This window comes from Burkholderia alba, assembly GCF_034721475.1.
GTDB classification, from domain to species: Bacteria; Pseudomonadota; Gammaproteobacteria; order Burkholderiales; family Burkholderiaceae; genus Burkholderia; species Burkholderia alba.
The window spans coordinates 1-16,989 of sequence record NZ_JAWJWL010000008.1 but is presented as its reverse complement, the minus strand read 5'-3'; the positions used below and the strand labels follow the sequence as shown (position 1 = coordinate 16,989).

The 16,989-nt window shown below is 55.8% G+C and carries 12 protein-coding genes and 1 pseudogene; 8 read left to right on the top strand and 5 right to left on the bottom strand.

From position 1 onward, the window contains the following. Window positions 1-171 precede the first annotated feature (171 nt). The 4 genes and pseudogenes from RZR99_RS10785 to RZR99_RS10770 all read left to right on the top strand — a co-directional run bounded on the left by RZR99_RS10785 (window position 172) and on the right by RZR99_RS10770 (window position 4,063). Window positions 172-1,809: an RNA-directed DNA polymerase gene (locus tag RZR99_RS10785; RefSeq protein ID WP_323119750.1), complete on the top strand. Its 1,638-nt coding sequence runs from the start codon at window positions 172-174 to the stop codon at window positions 1,807-1,809. Further along, window positions 1,787-2,518, top strand: a complete 732-nt coding sequence (locus RZR99_RS10780; RefSeq protein ID WP_323119749.1) for a hypothetical protein — start codon at window positions 1,787-1,789, stop codon at window positions 2,516-2,518. The genes RZR99_RS10785 and RZR99_RS10780 overlap by 23 nt, the downstream gene beginning before the upstream one ends. 56 nt (window positions 2,519-2,574) lie before the next feature. Next, a pseudogene (locus RZR99_RS10775) lies at window positions 2,575-2,737 on the top strand (transposase); the annotation flags it as partial. A gap of 115 nt (window positions 2,738-2,852) precedes the next feature. Continuing rightward, a protein-coding gene (locus RZR99_RS10770; RefSeq protein WP_323119748.1) for an IS3 family transposase occupies window positions 2,853-4,063 on the top strand; the annotation gives its coding sequence in 2 pieces (ribosomal slippage) (window positions 2,853-3,168 and window positions 3,168-4,063; 1,212 coding nt in all). A gap of 323 nt (window positions 4,064-4,386) precedes the next feature. Here RZR99_RS10770 and RZR99_RS10765 read toward each other — a convergent pair. Further along, entirely contained in the window at window positions 4,387-8,100 is a 3,714-nt protein-coding gene (locus tag RZR99_RS10765; RefSeq protein ID WP_323119747.1) for a hypothetical protein, read from the bottom strand. 672 nt (window positions 8,101-8,772) lie between these two features. Between RZR99_RS10765 and RZR99_RS10760 the strand changes: the two genes are divergently transcribed. Together RZR99_RS10760 and RZR99_RS10755 are read left to right on the top strand one after the other, a co-directional pair. Beyond that, window positions 8,773-10,719, top strand: coding sequence for a DEAD/DEAH box helicase (locus tag RZR99_RS10760; protein ID WP_323119746.1), 1,947 nt, complete (start codon window positions 8,773-8,775; stop codon window positions 10,717-10,719). Window positions 10,720-11,853: 1,134 nt separating this feature from the next. Beyond that, window positions 11,854-12,195 carry a hypothetical protein gene (locus RZR99_RS10755; protein ID WP_323119745.1) on the top strand — a complete coding sequence of 114 codons (342 nt, stop codon included), beginning with the start codon at window positions 11,854-11,856 and terminating at the stop codon, window positions 12,193-12,195. Between the two features lie 526 nt (window positions 12,196-12,721). Here the strand turns inward: RZR99_RS10755 and RZR99_RS10750 are convergent. Next, window positions 12,722-12,922: a hypothetical protein gene (locus RZR99_RS10750; RefSeq protein WP_323119744.1), complete on the bottom strand. Its 201-nt coding sequence runs from the start codon at window positions 12,920-12,922 to the stop codon at window positions 12,722-12,724. Window positions 12,923-12,944: 22 nt separating this feature from the next. On the opposite strand from RZR99_RS10750, the gene RZR99_RS10745 reads away from it, so the two are divergent. Together RZR99_RS10745 and RZR99_RS10740 are read left to right on the top strand one after the other, a co-directional pair. Then, window positions 12,945-13,106: a DUF5993 family protein gene (locus tag RZR99_RS10745; protein ID WP_323119743.1), complete on the top strand. Its 162-nt coding sequence runs from the start codon at window positions 12,945-12,947 to the stop codon at window positions 13,104-13,106. A 13-nt stretch (window positions 13,107-13,119) separates the two neighbouring features. Continuing rightward, window positions 13,120-13,707, top strand: a complete 588-nt coding sequence (locus tag RZR99_RS10740; protein WP_323119742.1) for a disulfide bond formation protein B — start codon at window positions 13,120-13,122, stop codon at window positions 13,705-13,707. 147 nt (window positions 13,708-13,854) lie between these two features. Here the strand turns inward: RZR99_RS10740 and RZR99_RS10735 are convergent, their stop codons facing one another. The 3 genes from RZR99_RS10735 to RZR99_RS10725 all read right to left on the bottom strand — a co-directional run bounded on the left by RZR99_RS10735 (window position 13,855) and on the right by RZR99_RS10725 (window position 16,052). Then, a complete protein-coding gene (locus RZR99_RS10735; protein WP_323119741.1) occupies window positions 13,855-14,364 on the bottom strand; it encodes a hypothetical protein in 510 nt (169 codons plus the stop codon). 311 nt (window positions 14,365-14,675) lie between these two features. After that, window positions 14,676-15,761 carry a hypothetical protein gene (locus RZR99_RS10730; RefSeq protein ID WP_323119740.1) on the bottom strand — a complete coding sequence of 362 codons (1,086 nt, stop codon included), beginning with the start codon at window positions 15,759-15,761 and terminating at the stop codon, window positions 14,676-14,678. A gap of 87 nt (window positions 15,762-15,848) precedes the next feature. After that, entirely contained in the window at window positions 15,849-16,052 is a 204-nt protein-coding gene (locus RZR99_RS10725; RefSeq protein ID WP_323119739.1) for a hypothetical protein, read from the bottom strand. Between the last annotated feature and the right edge of the window lie 937 nt (window positions 16,053-16,989).

Here is a 16,989-nt window from a genome sequence, read left to right as displayed (position 1 = left end):
TGTTCTGTGGTGAGCGTATGCTTGTAACGCTGCAGTGCGATGAATGGACGCAAAAATGCCCCAAATTGGTGCGCGCTCTAGAGCCGACTGAACGTGTCCAAGGCGTTCACGGCTTTGACGGCGCGGCAAACGCTTACTCTTTTTGGATGCCGTGAAATCGGGCCCTAAGCCATGCCAGAAGTTACCCTGCATCACTTTCAACGTGCCGCCGCAGACATTGGTGTGCGTGGCGACAACGACACGTTGCCGTTCGATGTCGACACCCGTTTTGTAAAGGCAAGGCAGGATGAACTGGCGTCGGCCGCGTGTGCCTTCTGGAACCAACTGGAGAGTGATGGCCCCACAAACAGCGATAAGAAGGTCGACGCCTTAACGGTGTTTCATGAGCGGCTTCTTACTCCTGCGGGTTCCTCGGGGTTTCGTATCACTACAAAGATCCATCCGTTCTGGAGCGTGTATCTGAACGGCTTGGCGATAGCCGTTGCTGAAGCGATCGAAGACTATCGTGACCCTGGCGCCAGGTCTTATCGTTATGACCGGACAGGTGAGCACGAGCTATTTGACAGAACAGCAAGTTGGCGGCGCTTTCGCGAAGACAGCTTGAGCCTTGCCGCACAAGATGACTTGGTTGTTGTTCAAACGGATGTCTCGAGTTTCTACGAGCATATCTCCCACCATTATTTGCAAAACGCGCTGAACGACGTGTTTCCAGATGGCAGGTTAGGGAACCAGGTCAATGTACTGCTCGGGAAGTTCTCATCGGGACGGTCATTCGGTTTGCCGGTAGGAGGTCAGGCGTCGCGAATCTTCGCGGAGCTTTTCATGAATGCGATAGACCACGAAATCACCAGTAGTGGCCTGACGTGGCGCCGATATGTTGATGACTATGTGCTTGTCGCGAATTCCGCTGAGGACGCGTATCGAGCACTTTCTACGCTGTCGTACGCGCTCGGAAACTATGGCCTGAGTCTTAACAAGACGAAGACAGTCATCCTTACCGCGAAACACTACCGTGACTTCGTGTCCGCTCAACTCGGCGGAGCAGGGGAAAACGCTGCCCGACTCGTTACGATCGATTTGCACTTCGATCCGTATTCGGATACCGCACTGGAGGATTACGAGTCACTGAAGGATACAGTCGCCGGTCTGGAAGTTCAGACAATCCTCAATCAGGAACTGGACAAAGGCCTTCCCGATAACTTCTTGGTTTCGCAGATAACCAGGACGTTGCGTTTGCAGGCGCCGAAAGACGCGATCAGTCTTGTCGCCACGCTCCTGGAGCCGAAGAACCTTAATTCGTTTCGTGGTTCCTGGGCTGCCGTCATGCGTGGTGTCTATGCCGTTCGAACGGATCCTGGGTTCGATGAAATTCATTCGAGCATTGACTGGTATCTCGACTGCATTCCTGAGCAATGTCCGCATCTACTGCAGGCTGAGGGAAGCATACTGCATTATCTTCGGACGCTTTATGGCGGCCATACGAAGTCCAGGGCGGTCTACGTGCGGAAAGTCTTCGACTCGACTCGTTCTGAAACGGTAAAGCGGGCCTGCATTGAGTGCTGGAGACGCTGGAGCGACAGGCCCGCGTTTAACGCAGTTCGTAACAACTGGTCGAGCATGACCCCGGAATGTCAGCGCTCGCTATGGCTAGCCTCGTACTCGTTTGGAGACCAGGGGGAGGCGGTTCGACGGCAACTGAGCTCGAATATGGCGACCTCCTTGAGATTGGGGATCGAGACGCAGACCCAGAAGGACACGTTTGCCAAGGCCTTTCTGCGATGGTGCGATGATGAAAAAGACCTTGCATGACCCCCGTACTGTTGCACGCAACGTTCCCGGGCTTTGTGAGATCGTATTTCCGCAGCTAACCACGGGGGTTGTCGTTCATCTCAACCAGAGTCGGACGCTCTTGTCGACGCTCCCTCTTAGCCAGGTGCTCATCGAAAGTAGTACTTTGCAGAACGCAATGCTGTTTGAGCTCGGTATCGCTTGCGCGGAAAGTGTGTTAGCCACAGGCTCGCTGAAGTGGGAGGATGCGAAGGCAAGCGCCTTGAGCCGGCAACGGAGGTATTTCGACGCAGAGATTCCTGCTGAAATTGCACAGCAGGACCGGCTCATTTCCGAGAGGATTGCCCAGAACCTGACAAGCACGCTTTCAGAGGTCGCTGGCGGCAAGAAGGTTGAGATTGGACCGAAGATACCCGGGCTTGGATGGATATCGCCAGGGCGAGGTGATTTTGCGTTTGACCGGACGCTAGTTGAAATTAAGTGTGCGCACAAGAATTTTTCAATGGCCGACTATCGCCAGGTACTTCTGTACTGGCTCCTAAGCTATGCTGCGGCGACCGAAGGGCGCGGAGAGGAGTGGTCTGACTGTATTTTGCTCAATCCTCGCTCAAGCGTGTCCGTGAGATTCGAATATGACGCATTGCTGCATGTTGTGGCAGCAGGTCAGACAAAGCTGGAAGTGCTGCAGGTTTTCCGTGCGCTGGTTGATTCTGGTGACCGATTTCAGTGAACTGATGCTTTCACGCAGGTGTAGCCCAATGCACTGGAAACGTACGGTGGCGGGACATCCTGAATGGGCGCACGTTGCAGTCGACGTGCGAAAGCGGTCCACGTGCCGGTTACGCTTGGCCACAAGCGCAAATGGGGTAGCAAGGTGCACATGGCAGTCGATACGCTGGGCAACCTGCGGGTTGTGCACATTACGCCAGCCAATGAACAGGAGTGGGCATAGGTGGCAGAGCTTGCCCGCTGGAGCAGCCCCCTGAAGCGCCGGACACAGTCACCCACTTACAATAACGGGTAGGCATAAGACTGTGTTTTTGACTAACACCAGGCAGGAAGTGATGGAAGTGTTGACGGGCCCGGAGCGCCGGCGGCGCTGGACGGCGGAGCAGAAGCTGGCGATGGTTCGCGAGAGTTTCGAGCCGGGGAAATCGGTTTCGATGGTCGCGCGCCAGCACGGCGTGAATCCGAACCAACTGTTCCACTGGCGCAAGCTGTACCAGGATGGGAGCCTGTCAGCGGTCAAAGCTGGCGAGGAGGTGGTTCCGGCCTCGGAACTGGCCGACGCGCTCAAGCAGATTCGTGAGCTGCAACGGATGCTCGGCAAGAAGACCATGGAGAACGAGATTCTCCGCGAAGCAGTCGAGTACGGCCGGGCAAAAAAATGGATAGCGCACTCGCCCTCGCTGCCGGAGGACGACCAGTGAAACTGGTTTGTGAAGTTCTCGGCGTGTCGCGCTCGAACGTATCGGCACGACTGTCGCGTCCGGCGACGTGGCGCGATGGCCGTCAATCGAGGCAGACTGACGACGCGGTCGCAGTCGAGGAAATCCGCCGGGTCATCGGCGATTTGCCCAGCTATGGCTATCGCCGGGTTTGGGGCATATTGCGCAACGAGCGCGTCGCGGTTGGGCTGGTGCCGTTCAATGCCAAGCGCATCTATCGCGTCATGCGCACACATGGGTTGCTGATGCAGCGTCGGCCGATTCTGCCTCGCCCCCAACGTCGACACGACGGCAAGGTGGCCGTAGTGCGCAGCAATCAGCGATGGTGCTCCGATGGATTCGAGTTTCGCTGTGACAACGGCGAGCCGCTGCGCGTGACGTTTGCGCTGGACTGCTGCGACCGTGAGGCGATGAGCTGGGCGGCCACGACGGCAGGCCACAGCGGTGACATCGTGCGCGACGTGATGCTGGCTGCAGTGGAAAATCGGTTTGGCAACGAACTGCATACCCCGTCCGAAATCGAGTGGCTGAGCGACAACGGCTCGGGCTACACGGCCGACGACACGCGCCAGTTCGCAGTGGCCATCGGTCTGAAGCCATTGACCACGCCGGTGTGCAGCCCGCAAAGTAACGGGATGGCCGAGAGCTTCGTGAAGACGATGAAACGCGACTACGTCGCCTTCATGCCGAAGCCGGACGCAGCGACTGCTGCACGCAACTTGGCCATCGCGTTCGAGCATTACAACGAGAAGCATCCCCATAGCGCGCTGAAATACCGCTCGCCTCGCGAGTTCCGGCGCTCGATGGATTCAGCAACCTTAGTGTGACGCTGTGTCCGGTATTACAGGGGCAACTCCACCCGCCAGGTTCGGCAGGCAACGGGCCAGACGGTGAAGCTGGCATTTGCTGATCAGGGCTATATGGGTGAGGCATCTGTTCCAGAAATGCCGTATTTACTACCGACATGCACCATAAGGGTAGTCCATACCTCCTGAAATAGCTGGTCGCGATTTGGAGTCGGGGCATTGAGCATCAAACACCCCTTCGCATTTCGAATTGCATCAGTGTGGCGTAGTCAAGGTCTCAGCGGAGGCTGTTGTCGCTCGAGGCATCGAATTAAGCAAAACCTGGTTGGCGAAATAGCCATCAATCATTGTGGCATGGGTGGTGGACTCAGATCTGTATGCTGTAAATTTTTCTCTACGTCGAATTGTGTAACGGGTAGCTTAAATTCGCCTCTGGAAACACCATCGCGCCAGATGGTCAGGATCCGACGCGCAAAGGGCGTAACAGCTCGGGCGAGCGCCTGCTCAAGCATCGCGACGTCACCGGCGCCCAAGTGGCGGGCTACCATCCGTACAAATGACCAGAACAGATTTGCCGCTGCTTCGGGCCAGTCCTCGATTCGAGCAATGACGTCGGTCACCATGACTAGGATCCCGTCATTCCAACATGCGTCTATTGCTTGCTCGATAAGATGGAGTTTAGCGGGGTGCATGTAGCCCGATTCCAAACAACGCCGCAAGAGATTGATGCGAACAGGGGTTGCCGGGCGGATACTCAATGCGAGCAGGCCCGACAACAATGTCCACTCATCCGTGATCGCTACTAGGATAGTGTCAATTTCTTGGTCATCTAGGTCGGAAAATATCGCCCGGAAATCATCCCGCACGTATGCGATCGAATGCGTGTCGTAGTACAGAAACGAGAGCAGGAGCTCCTTTGGGAGAAGCTTTCGCGCGAGTGCAGCGGCGGGTATGAGCGACGACACAAGATACTCGAAACCATGCCGGGGAGTGCTAGCCGAAATCTTGCTGGCGATATTTTGCTCAACCAAGTCAAGCCCGTGAACGCTCTCACGTTCGACGACTTCTCTCACTCGAGAGAGACGCCTGATTGCGGCAGAAAGCAGCTCGACCACATCTGCGCTGAATCCAAGTTCTGCAACCAACTTAAGTGCCCGTTCTGTTCGCCAGCAATGCCAGTCAAGCTCCGAGCGTAAACCGGTTTCGCACGCGGTCAACAGTTCGTCGGCATACTCATTGCGCAGCTTGTGTTGTTCGAGGAAGAACGCACATGCCGAGCCTGCGTCGTCGCCCCACTGTCTGATACATTCAAGCGAGTATTTCGCGAGCATGAGACTGGGGCATTGCGCAGCTAATTGCCATAAACGTAGTCGGCGCTCGCCGAGGCTCGGGGGGAGTTTTTTCTCCACCTGTTCGACGAGCTCCGGTGGGAGCATCTTTTTTCGAAGTACGTCGTCGATCAACTGGCTGAGATGAAAATTGGACTCCGTGGAAGCTTCCACATCGGAAAGGTCTGCGGTCGCACACGCAAATGCCAGAGATACGTCGATCTCAATTCCAGCCGATGTCGCCGACCGGATCAGGTTGGCTTTTCCGGTGATCGATAATTCGGCTGATATTGCCGCGTTGGCCTTCTCGGTTGCGCGCTGTGGGGCGATTTGCTGGAGCGCGAACAGGGCAACCTGCCACGTCCCCAGATCGGATGCCGCATCGAGATGGCGTACCACGATTTCTTCGTCATCGGCATCGCGTTCGTAGGCGATGTGGAACAGGGATTCCGCCACCAGGTCACCGGGTGACGATTCGATCAGCCGTTGTCTTGCCAGGTCTAGGCGGACCGGAAGCGAGGCGCATTCCCATACTGCTACGTTACCTCCGGTCATTGTGATCGGAGTTGACTTGATACGGTCCATTTCAACCAGCAAGGCGCGAAGGAAAGCAACATCGCCACTCGCTGAAAGTGCCCTGCGCGCAGCATAGTGGACGGGATCGCGTTTGTCGACGGCAAGCTGGCGAAGCTTTCCGATCGCATTCTCTGATTTGAGATTCGAGAGCCCATGCAGCGCACGGGCTCGCGCGACCTCAGGATGTTGCGGAGCAACGGAGTAGAGGAGCCATTGTTCTGCGCTGGCCTGAATTTCCCGCGGCATTTCTAGGGCAGTTTGTGATCCGAGTACTACGTCAGCCTCGAAAATGGCTTTCAGAAAATCAATCCGTTCTCCATCTGGGACCAGCTGTGCTGCGAAAACCCACGCATCATCGGCAACTGATTCTCCGAGAGTTTGCCCATGTTGTCTCCAGTTACGAGCGAGGAACCGGGCTGAGAGTGCGCCAGCGATCAACTGATGTCCGAAATGGAGGTGGCCATTCTCTGTTTTGCGGAGAAGTTCGTGCTGGATGAGCAGATTAACGACCTCGGTATCCTTCATGCCCGAAACGCCGAGTGCGTCAGAGCACAACTGTCTCGCCTGTCCGATCCATTTGCCGGCCTGAGTCGCCGGGCACTCCAGTCGTCCGTCGTGAAAGATTCCGTGAAAAGCTAACGCGCCGGCTAGTTGCAGGATAACGTCGGGGGCCAGTTCGTCCCCTAGCTCGTTGTTTCGCCTGCAGCGACCCAGGAGCAGTGCCTGCAAAATCTCGCCCAGAGTTGCAGGCAGTTCTGCCGCCTCGCGCCATAGTCCGATCGCAGCCAGGACGGCAAACGGCGTCCAAAAATGTGAGGATCCAGACCTGTCCGACAAAGCTCTGTATGCGCGAACAAATTCGCTGGCTTCATCATTGGGGAGCTCCGCCTGGGCGAGGCGACGAACTCCCATCGGGGTTAGGTCCTCAAGCTGTACGCAGGCAGACGGCGTCTTCGGCAACACCAGCCGGCTGCGCCGGTTGGAATCGCGGGTTGCGATGACGCAGACGACGCGATTGCGATCGAGCAGGGGCTTCAGCTCATTCAGGAAGGCCTGCATGTGAGGGGCGGGGCATTCATTCAGTCCGTCACAAAGCAGCAATATCCTGTCCGGAAGCGTTTGCCAGTTTCCATGAACTACGCCGAGTTCCTGATGAATGGTGGCGTTGATACTTCCCGGCAGATAGTTCGCCAAGCTGATCACCACGGCAAGCATCGAATCGGATGACTCTCGTGCCGTATTGGCGCGGAGAAGGGAGAGTGCAGCAGTTTTTCCGATGCCGCCATCGCCGAGAATGATGGCCAACTCGCCGTCGTCCATCTGGCGTATGTCGTCCAGTGACTTCAGCGTGTGCGTTGACATGGTGCCGTATGGCCGGGGATCGGCTGCAGAGGACGTCGCGAGGCCTTCCGGCAAGGCCGTATTGCAAATCCGGGGCTCTACAACCACCGTGAAATTGCGATGAGTCGCCAGATACCGTGAGCGGTTGAAGGTCGCCCTTGGATGTTCTCGAACGACGGTCGCCACTTTAAAATGTTGCTCGACGACATCCTGCAGCTCGATCCAGTTTGACGAAAGCGCAGCGTCGAATTCGTCTGCGCCCCATACGACAAGTTGGTCGAGTTGTCGCACGTACTGTTCGACTACCTCTCGGGGATCTCGACCTACCGCTTCAAGACGCCGGCGTAAGCGCGCAAGCTGCTCGAGTCCGTCGTCCATCAGTTTTGCCGAAGCCGCGTCGATGAGCTGCTGGCGGGAATGTTCGCGAATTTGCCTGCGCAGGGTCTGGCTTATGCTGGACGAGCAGAGGAATTGGTGAACCCCGATGTTGGAACCATCGAGCGTCGACGTTGCGGCAACCTTGGCCAGTTCTTCAGCGACCTGGGCAGTACCCAGTGGACTTTGCAGTCGTTTGCACTGAAGGCAAACGATCCGTTGGGTTGCTACGGATTCTCCCTCGACGTCGAATCCGGCATCGCCGGAGCCGGATGGTTTGCCCGTGATCCTTATGCCTGTCTCACACTGAATTTTTAGAAAACAGGCGAAGACAAAGCTCTCGAATTGCGGAGGGCTGAGCGAGCTGAGTGGAAGTCGTTGCCCATCGTAGTATGGCGGCGGCAGGATGGAATCTTCGGGTCCGGTTGTCGGGTGCATGCGGTTGCTTTGTCTATCCGGCGATCTCAGCCAGGAATCTGGTTCTTTGAAAACGCCGAGAAGTCGGGCGATCTATGGTCGAATTCGCGATAGCCTGTGGAAACTATTCGGCACAGGGAATTCCAGTAGCCGCCCCCTGTCTATAAGGAGTATAACTTTCACGGTACACAGCGGGTCTTGCATTCCAGTCAACGATTTTTTGTGACCTTGGCAGTTTGCATGCATCCGGGCTCGATCCACGATGACGACCCAACCGGGGGGTAGTCAACGCCCCTTGTTCGTTAGCGTCAAATGTGACGGTCCTCCACAGAGCTGTGAAAGTCGGCCTGGAAGCTGCGGTTATCAGATGTATAGGCGCAGTAATCAGGCGGCGAACGATGGTTCGCGCTACGACCTAGTTACAGGAAAGGCTGTTGTACCCTGTAAACAGTCACCGCGACTAAACGCGCAGTGCAAGTCCACGCGACGCGTCTGCCGGCGATAATAACGCGGCACGGATGAATGCATGGCTTGCCTCGCGTCCCGTACAATACGTGCGCGCCATGGTCCGCAACCGACGTGGAGCAAGCGATGCGATCCGCGTGAACGACGAGCACGACGCCATGCAGACGATCGATACAAGGCGGAAACATACTGCCGTTTTTTCTCACGAAATACGCCGGGGACTGGAAGATGCAGGCGACGGGAACACTCAAGCCGTGGGCGCAAACGCCCTTCGAACTGCTGCGGCATGCCGAGGAGCACCTGAGAAGCGGCACCGATTTCGATCGGCGCATCGCGATGGTCGGTTTCGACAACAGCATCGAAGTTTCCGTCATCACCTATCTGTCGCTGAACCCGATCCAGCGAGGCAATCGCCAGTTCGCACGGGAAGCTGTCGTCAACTGGAACAGGAACTTCCACACCAAACTGGAATTTCTCGAAGCCCATGCGAAGAGCCTCGATGTCCCGATGGAAATCGAGCGTGCATGGCTCGTCTTCTACCACGAACTGCGCAACGACCTTTATCACGCTGGTAACGGACTGGTGCCTGCCGAAGAACACCTGCTCGGTATTCGACGCGGCGCGATCTGGGCGTTCTCGTTGCTGTTCGAGTGCGACGGCGAGGCCCTGCTCGATGCCTGTCTGAGCGAAGCCAAAGCGCCTGCGAACCCGCCGGAATCGACGGAACGTACCGTCGTCGCCATGTCCGACGCCACGACTTTTCTCCAGGCCTTTCTATCGGCCAAACAGGTGGCGGACGAACTGCTCGAACTGCGCGGCAAGACCGCCGATTTCAGCAGCTTGCTGGCCGAGGCGCGTGCGACCAGCGAAATGACCGGCTCGCAGACTGACCCGGTGCCCGCGGAACTCGTCGAGAATCTTGCCAGGGCGGAGCAGGCGAAAGATCTGATCTTGCGAGGCGATACGCCGGGCGGGGATACGCCGCCGCTCGATTCACTCGCGCACGCGCTGGACAAGTTCGGGCTTCGTCTGAAGTCCACGCTCAGGTCGCACCAGCAGGAGATTGCGCTTGGCGCCCTGGATGCGACGCTCGCCGCACAGGCGGGCAATCGCCGCGCCGGCGTGGTCACGCAGACGAGCGGCTCAGGCATCTCCGGTTCGCTGCTAGCCTATCTCGCGCTTTGCATGCAGCACCCTCAGCTCAATTCGTTGCGCTACGTCGTGTTGATCGACATGCGTGGGTTCGTGATGCAGTTTGCCCAACTGTACAAAGACATGCTCGAACCAGACACGCGGAGAGAACTGGTCGTGCCAGAGAGCGGAGCGGAGCTCGAACAGGTACTCCGAACCGCGTCGTCCGACGTCGTCGTGACGACCGTGCAGCAACTCGATGCACTGCCCGGCCCATTTGCGGACGATTGCGTCGTGATCGGCTACAACCTGCGTTCAGGAGCCCTACCTGTCGTCTCCCGCTTCCCGCGCGGCATTTATATCCTGTTCAGCTCCGGGCCCCTTGGATCGATCAAGCTTCGTGAAGAAGTTCGTGAGGTGTTCGGCGAATCGATCCGCGACCTGGCGTTTCAGGACGCGGTGCGGCAGCAGCTCCTGGTGCCGGTGCAGGTGAGGCAATACGCGAGGGGTGGCGCGTTAGGCGATGGTGGCGAGAGGAATCGTGGACGAGCCCCGCTCACCGAAAGCATGCTGGAACGGGTCGCGCGCACGGTGCTTGGCGACGCGAACGATCATATCCAGCCGTGCGCGGGAAAAGCCGTGATCCTTGTGCCGGATCTCGCCACCGGTACGCGGATGGTCCGCGTCATCGAGCGACTCTGGCGTGAACAAATCAGGAGCACCATCAATCCGGCAGACACTTACGCCGCCATGCTGACTTCCGCATCCACGCCGCCAGCGGCCGCCGACTTGCTCCGTCAATTTCTTCATTCCGGCTCGCCTGCCGTCTTGGTGATGACGCTGGCGCGGCTCGCCGGCCTCGATCTGCCGATCGTCGACCGCTGTTACGTGACCTTTGCCCTTCCGATTGCCGCTCGCGGCGCCGTGTTTTCGCTCGTCGGCCGCCGGCAACCGGGCAAGATCGAAGGGTACGTCCACGATTTCGGCGGCAACGACTGGCGCAACCCATTCGACGACAATGCCGCGACGCTCGCCGTGGTCTGATCTGTCCGCGTCCCGAAAATGACTGCAACCGGCATCTACACAACAAACACCGTCGGTTCTTGGTCGGTTTCGGGCGTCCGAGCCGGCAGTGAGCATTAGTCGGTCACTATGCGCGGCGTTAGAAGGCGGGAGACGCGGAACAGCTTGGAAAACAGGTGCATCAGTCTGACGTTGCGCAATTGAGACAGCGTGACTAGTTGCCAAAGGCGCCAGACAGGGGCGCTCCGTATCTTATATTGCTTACGGTATTGGCGCGAAACGACTGGGCGGACCGCCGCCTCGCATGGGCTCTGTCCCACGATTGGCGATCAAGTGGGATTTGGGATTGCGCCACGACGACTGGATCGGAAACGTTACGTGTGCCAGGTTCTGGTCTCTCGCCGCCATTGATCTTGCAGTATGGGTAGGATGATGGGTAGGGCATGGTCTGGCAGAGTGGGAGTCAAACCTGACGGGGCTCCCCGGACGATTGTTGGAGTCTGCTGCCTTCCGCCATGCCGGGCTTCCGCGGCGCTCCCTGAGCCCCCTCTGAAAGTCCACAACTCCATGATTTTGTGAATCCCGGACCTGACTAAAGTCAGACGGGGTTGAGTGGAGCCCCGACTAAAAACGACGGCCACTTAAATAGTCGAGTCGAGATCAAGTAATTTCGGGCGTTGCATTTATTCTGCCATCAGAAGGAAATGCTCGTGCTGGACCGCAATTCCAGCAGGAGCCCTTCAGTGCGAAGGTCCATCAACCCCCGTCTGGATGGCATCAATGAAGCAATGGCGCGCATCCATGAACAGGCGTCGCTGGATGGCCGCCCGCGATCGCCAACACCAACACCTGGACGGCCCGGTGGGCCATGGAGCCCGCCATCAGTCCCATCAATAATGAAGTCATCGAGCCTTTGGTGGGAAATATCAGATTGAATCATGGGGATCAGGGTTGTTGCTCGATCAACTCTTTGGTAGTGTGAATTTATTGTATAAAATGAACGACAATAATAGATAAGTTATTTTTGTGAATTCTGGGTGTATTGTTGTTTGTGATGGGTATAAATTTTAATTTCCGGAAAATTAATTGAATCGCGATGCGCTGTGATGGGGTAGGGTGCTTATGTTTTGTCGTTCACGAGGAAAGCACGCGTATATGTCTTCCAGAGGCGTCGTTCCAACAAGCGCGAATTCCAGCACGTCGTTGAATGAAACGTCGGGGCTGGAACGACCGAGCCATCCACCCAAGCCGGGCGAGATGGCTATTGGTGTGATCATCGGGCGCGCCTTGGCTGCTGGACGGACACACGGCCCAAGCCGTATTCATTGTCCCGGGTTTCACGTTGCCGGGGCTGTCGTACGGGCAATCGGCGGGCTTGGCCGCACCATTACGCTATCCGGTGCTGCCATCACAACCGACATGGCGTGGCTCATCGGGGCCGCATTCACGCCCCTGACGGTGTTGACGCTCTCGAATATGTTCGGCTCGTATCTCTGACCGGTTATCTGATTTCCGGTGTGGTCTGCACGCTCTTGTCGTTGCGGTCCACTCGTTCGTTGCTGACCGGCAATGGTTGATATCAAGGTATTCCGTTTTTTTGAGAATCGAAGAATCTATTGTGAGCCGATGAATTTTGATTGTTCATAAAATAAGAATCAGAGGTGTCCATGTCTGGTGAACGCGTTCAGTCGAGTCGATTTTTGAATGTATGGGACCGCTTGATCGCGGTAGCCGTGGCGATCAGCGGCATTTGGCTGCTGTGGCCGGGGGAACCGCTCCGATCTTTTCGTTCCACCACGGCAGCGATCGTCGCTTCAGTCTCACTCGTTTCCCCACCTGGGAGGTGGGGCTCGATGATCAGTCGCAGGGCAACTCCGATCGGTTGGCAACGTTACCCGCATAGCTGATACGGCCAGCTTACCGGGCGGGCTCGATGGGCTCTTTTCGTCGCCAACCTCGCAGAATCCACGCGCGACATTCCAACGGGTACGGCGCCGTCACGGAGTCTCCAACGGCTGTCGAGTCAACTGAAATGCCCCCCACAGTTCGGTTCACGCTTCGGGACGGCCTTGAGTCGGATCGACATATTTTCCGAGAATACGATCACCGTCAGATCATCCCAATCCACTTTGTCCCGGTTCCGCAACGCTGATTGTTTTCCGAACGAATCGTAGCCGTTGAGTTGTACTGAGCAGCTCAAATCTGACCGAACGATCTTGTTCATTCACTTACCTGGAGAGCTTCTCATGTTCATGTTTCTTCCGTTCCTACTGTCTCTCGTGTCGGTGGCTGCAATTATCTGTGATGTGCGATCGCGAGCGGCGATGCTGTTGATCGCCATCACGTTAATTGTGACGCTCGCATCATTCATGCACCATATGACCGATTCTCTCAATCTGTCGTTCTGAAGGATATTTCGACATGAGCACATCAATCAGACGAAACGACATTAGCCGCATTGTGCTGACCTGCGATGCACTCGACATACTTGCGTTATTCGGCATTTGTGTGGCGTTGGCCGTTGCGTTCTATTATCAACTGGCCTTGGGCGAGCTGCCGTGTCCGCTCTGCTTGTTGCAGCGTATTGGGTTAATCCTCGTCGGCCTCGGGCTTGCGATGAATGTGAAGTATGGTGCTCGTGGTATGCATTATGGATTTGTGATTTTAAGCGCGCTTATAACGGGGATGATGGCGGGGCGGCAAGTATTGTTGCATATCGTTCCTGGATCTAGCGGTTATGGATCCACACTGTTGGGGTTGCATTTCTACACTTGGTGCGTAATAGCGGCGGTGTTGATTTTGATGTTCGTAGCCGTATTGATCTCAATCCGAGGTGCAGGCGTGGGCAATGATACAGGTGTGAGGTCGATGCGGACAAATGTTTGGGGAATGATCGCGACAGGAATATTTGCATTTTTGATATTTGCGAATCTCGTATCGACGGTGCTCCAGTGTGGTATTGGGCAATGCGCGAGCAATCCGGTTAAATATGATATTTTAATTAAATGAATTTTCCCGTGACGTGAGAAAACGCCTCAGGGGCCTGGTCTCCGATTGGCTCTTGAGGCGCTTGGTCTTGAGGGAATTGCTTGGATAGTTATAGCGGCTGCCGCGTCGAAATAAATGACCTTATGAGCGACTGCGCAGGTGCCATGGCTATCCAATTCGTTTTAGTGGGTGAATAGAAGCATCGAGAACACGCCAAACAGAGTCAGATGCATGAAGCCTTGCATGGGGGGGCGTGCGCTGTCCGAGGTAAGTGAGCAGCGTGAGAGCCAAAGTCAGGACAAGTAATACGGTTTCCTGCGGCGAGATCCCGAGTATCACCGTTTTGCCGGTGACAAGGCCTACTGCCAGGACCGCTGGTACGGTTAGCCCAACCGTGGATACGAACGCACCGAGGCAGAGATTCATGGCTCGCTGCGTCTCGTTGTTAAGCGCCGCTTTGACTGCGGTGATCGACTCTGGTGTGAATACGATGATGGCGATCAGCACGCCACCGACTGCAACGGGTGCACCGGCATTAGCCACGCCATAATCGATGACCACGGCAAGATCATGGGCCAACAAAACGATTGGAACCATCAGTGCGATGAGCAAAACTGCGTGTGCGAATGTTTTGTCTCCTCTCAACCCTGACTCCGCCTGGGGCGTTGGCGGATGCATCTCGCGTATCGATGAGCGGAACGGATAGCGTACCCGCCTTCGGTTGTATGAAGTAGCTGCGGTAGAGACCTATTTGCAGCAGAAGGAACGCACCGTAGAGCAGAACCGTGAAAACCGACAGAACAATAGCTTGCGACGGTAAGAACGTACCGTCGCCGGCGCTGTCCGGGCTACTGCGGCGCGCAGGATACGTTCTATGGTGGCCGCCTCTCTTGCCTGGTGCACTTTCCCATAGCCAAGAGGTTCGACTCGCATCCTGTGTCGATCAATCGAGGCCCCGTGTCCACGAGGCCTCGAAATGAGGGATGCGATTAATTTTTGCTGATTGCATCTATCATGTAAGTTGCTCTCTCGGGGCCATATTTGTCATTCAATGCGGCTTTCAAGATTTCCCATTGTCTGAGAACGTCCGCGGTCGCCGTGGCGAACGTATTTTCAAAATTGCCTTTTGCCGCCAAAGATCGATTATCGGTCGAACGATCTTTTTGCATCGTGCTACTCTCCGAGATTCTATTTTTACATTTGCTTTGATATTCTTCGTCGGAGTAAACCCAGCAACCCGAGGTCAAATTAACAGGAAACCTGTCTTCTGATTTTTCAATTTTATCTTTCATGGCTTGATCTGCTTTTTCACCTTCCGGGTCAGCTAGTGAGTTCCTGTACTTCCACAGAGAGTAGGTTTCCAGCAAAGGTGCCGGCGTGGGTGCCAGATCAAGCCCTGGAGGATTGGTCACACCAATGGGCATGGCGGGATTGGCTTTGTCTGCATAGTTGGTGTGAGCATAGAAATCCGTCGTCGCGTGTAGAATTCTCCCGAAATTTCTCAAAACCCTGCATTTTGCACGTGAATCTTGAGAAAGTCCGGATGGCTTGTAGCTTCCCATTTTCCAGATCCCGTTCGAATCGTATTTTCCCTTGACCCAAGCCCATTCATCGTTATTTCCGCAATCTTTGGAATTAATCAACTGGGTCGTGTCAATCTTGTATCCCGATCCAGCAGGCAGAACCAAACCGCTCGCGGCCTGTACGGCTGCGTTCAAATAGCGAACCATCTCCCTGACACATTGATTATAATAATCATTTGCTTGATTTCTGGATATCGGGTATTCTTTTCCGTCGTTGTTCTTCGGGCTCAAGTAATCTCCGCCATCACAATGAGCCGGCAGGTTATACCACTGATCCGAATCCGGCTTCATGAGGGCTCTGCCAAGATTTGACATCGTTTTATTGTCGAAAATATCGCCGGAAGCTTTCAGGCCATTGGAAACCGCGAGGTTGTGATTGGAGGCGTCATACGCATGGCTCAACGTAGAGAATAAAAATAAGCCTGCGAAGATGATGCCCGTAAAGAAGGACGAAAGATGATTATTTTTCCACCGCATGCAATGACCGCTCATGACACACTCCTTTCGCAATTCTGTCGGATCCTTGAAGTCGGGACAATCGAGCCGGGACGTCCCGCACACGCTATAGAAAGCACTTTATTATTTATTTGAATTGAATTTGTAATTCATAGGAATTGCGACGCCTGTTTGATCAATTGCGTCATTGCTCAATGAATCGAGTGAAATGACATGAAATTCAGATAATTGATTATCGATAATTACAGGATTTTCCGAGGCGGATTGAAATATTGCCAACTGAATCGATGCAATGAGGTGTTCGAGTTCGTTGAGCGCATCGATCACGAAATCCTTGATGCCGTGTTTCGCCAATCATAGGTCGACGGCGTCTGGGATCTCCTGGGCGGTCCAATGCTTTTGGCGAGTTGTGAATAGCAGCGTGGGCAGACTGAAATGCCAGACATGGAATCCTTACCTGTGGCGGCTCTCCGCCGAGGTGTTGGAGTCGGCTACCTTCCGCGAGCAAAGGCGCTCGGCGCTTCTCATTTGCCCCCGTTTGACGCCTTATTCATCCTGCGATTCGCGGGTGTCGTTGTTCTTGCACGTCGATAGCCGTAGCGCACACGTGCATAGGCAATCTTGCGCATGCGTGAACGGAGGTCCGCACCAGGATCCTTCGTGCTTCCGGTAGTACTGAACGCTATGCGGTTGCTTCACGAGCCGACAGGGCCGCCTCATCGTCAATCCTTGGCGGCTTCACCACGTAATCCGTCGCGTCTCTCCTCGGCGCGGACCGGACCGCTTTTTCGAGGCAACGTCTTGCCGGATGGCCTTGTCCCGCTCAGTTCGGCAACCCGCTTCTTGAGTTTCGCGTGCTTGTTCCGCAACTGCTTGGGTTAGCACACCCGACCCGACCGCATCCCGGCGTGTTGCTTCTTCCACCGATGGAAGGTCTGTTCCGAAAGACCGACTTGCCGAATCCATGCCGCGGCGCCCGGTTTATTCGATCGAATTCAACGCCGCCAAGCGAACCCGAGCTGACGACTCTATTGACACCTGAGAGCGCGGGAAAAACCTGGGGAGGATGGCTGGGGGCCGTGCGAGTGATGCTGAACGGTATCGCCGCAACTGGAGAAAATCACGCGGCCGATCATCGTCATCGGCGGCCATCAACGCTTGCCCCATCGGCTAAAGCCGATGGGGCAAGTCAATCGCGTTGACACAGATCAATCCGATTCAGTGAACTGGATCGAGGGTGACGTCGTGCTCGTTCCAGCGGATG

What these genes read in the sequence shown, in the direction of transcription:
- RZR99_RS10785 (WP_323119750.1), top strand. Translation starts at nt 172, where the DNA reads ATGCCAGAAGTTACCCTGCATCACTTTCAACGTGCCGCCGCAGACATT.
- RZR99_RS10780 (WP_323119749.1), top strand. Translation starts at nt 1,787, where the DNA reads ATGATGAAAAAGACCTTGCATGACCCCCGTACTGTTGCACGCAACGTT.
- RZR99_RS10765 (WP_323119747.1), bottom strand. Translation starts at nt 8,100, where the DNA reads ATGCACCCGACAACCGGACCCGAAGATTCCATCCTGCCGCCGCCATAC.
- RZR99_RS10760 (WP_323119746.1), top strand. Translation starts at nt 8,773, where the DNA reads ATGCAGGCGACGGGAACACTCAAGCCGTGGGCGCAAACGCCCTTCGAA.
- RZR99_RS10755 (WP_323119745.1), top strand. Translation starts at nt 11,854, where the DNA reads ATGTCTTCCAGAGGCGTCGTTCCAACAAGCGCGAATTCCAGCACGTCG.
- RZR99_RS10750 (WP_323119744.1), bottom strand. Translation starts at nt 12,922, where the DNA reads ATGAACAAGATCGTTCGGTCAGATTTGAGCTGCTCAGTACAACTCAAC.
- RZR99_RS10745 (WP_323119743.1), top strand. Translation starts at nt 12,945, where the DNA reads ATGTTCATGTTTCTTCCGTTCCTACTGTCTCTCGTGTCGGTGGCTGCA.
- RZR99_RS10740 (WP_323119742.1), top strand. Translation starts at nt 13,120, where the DNA reads ATGAGCACATCAATCAGACGAAACGACATTAGCCGCATTGTGCTGACC.
- RZR99_RS10735 (WP_323119741.1), bottom strand. Translation starts at nt 14,364, where the DNA reads ATGCATCCGCCAACGCCCCAGGCGGAGTCAGGGTTGAGAGGAGACAAA.
- RZR99_RS10730 (WP_323119740.1), bottom strand. Translation starts at nt 15,761, where the DNA reads ATGAGCGGTCATTGCATGCGGTGGAAAAATAATCATCTTTCGTCCTTC.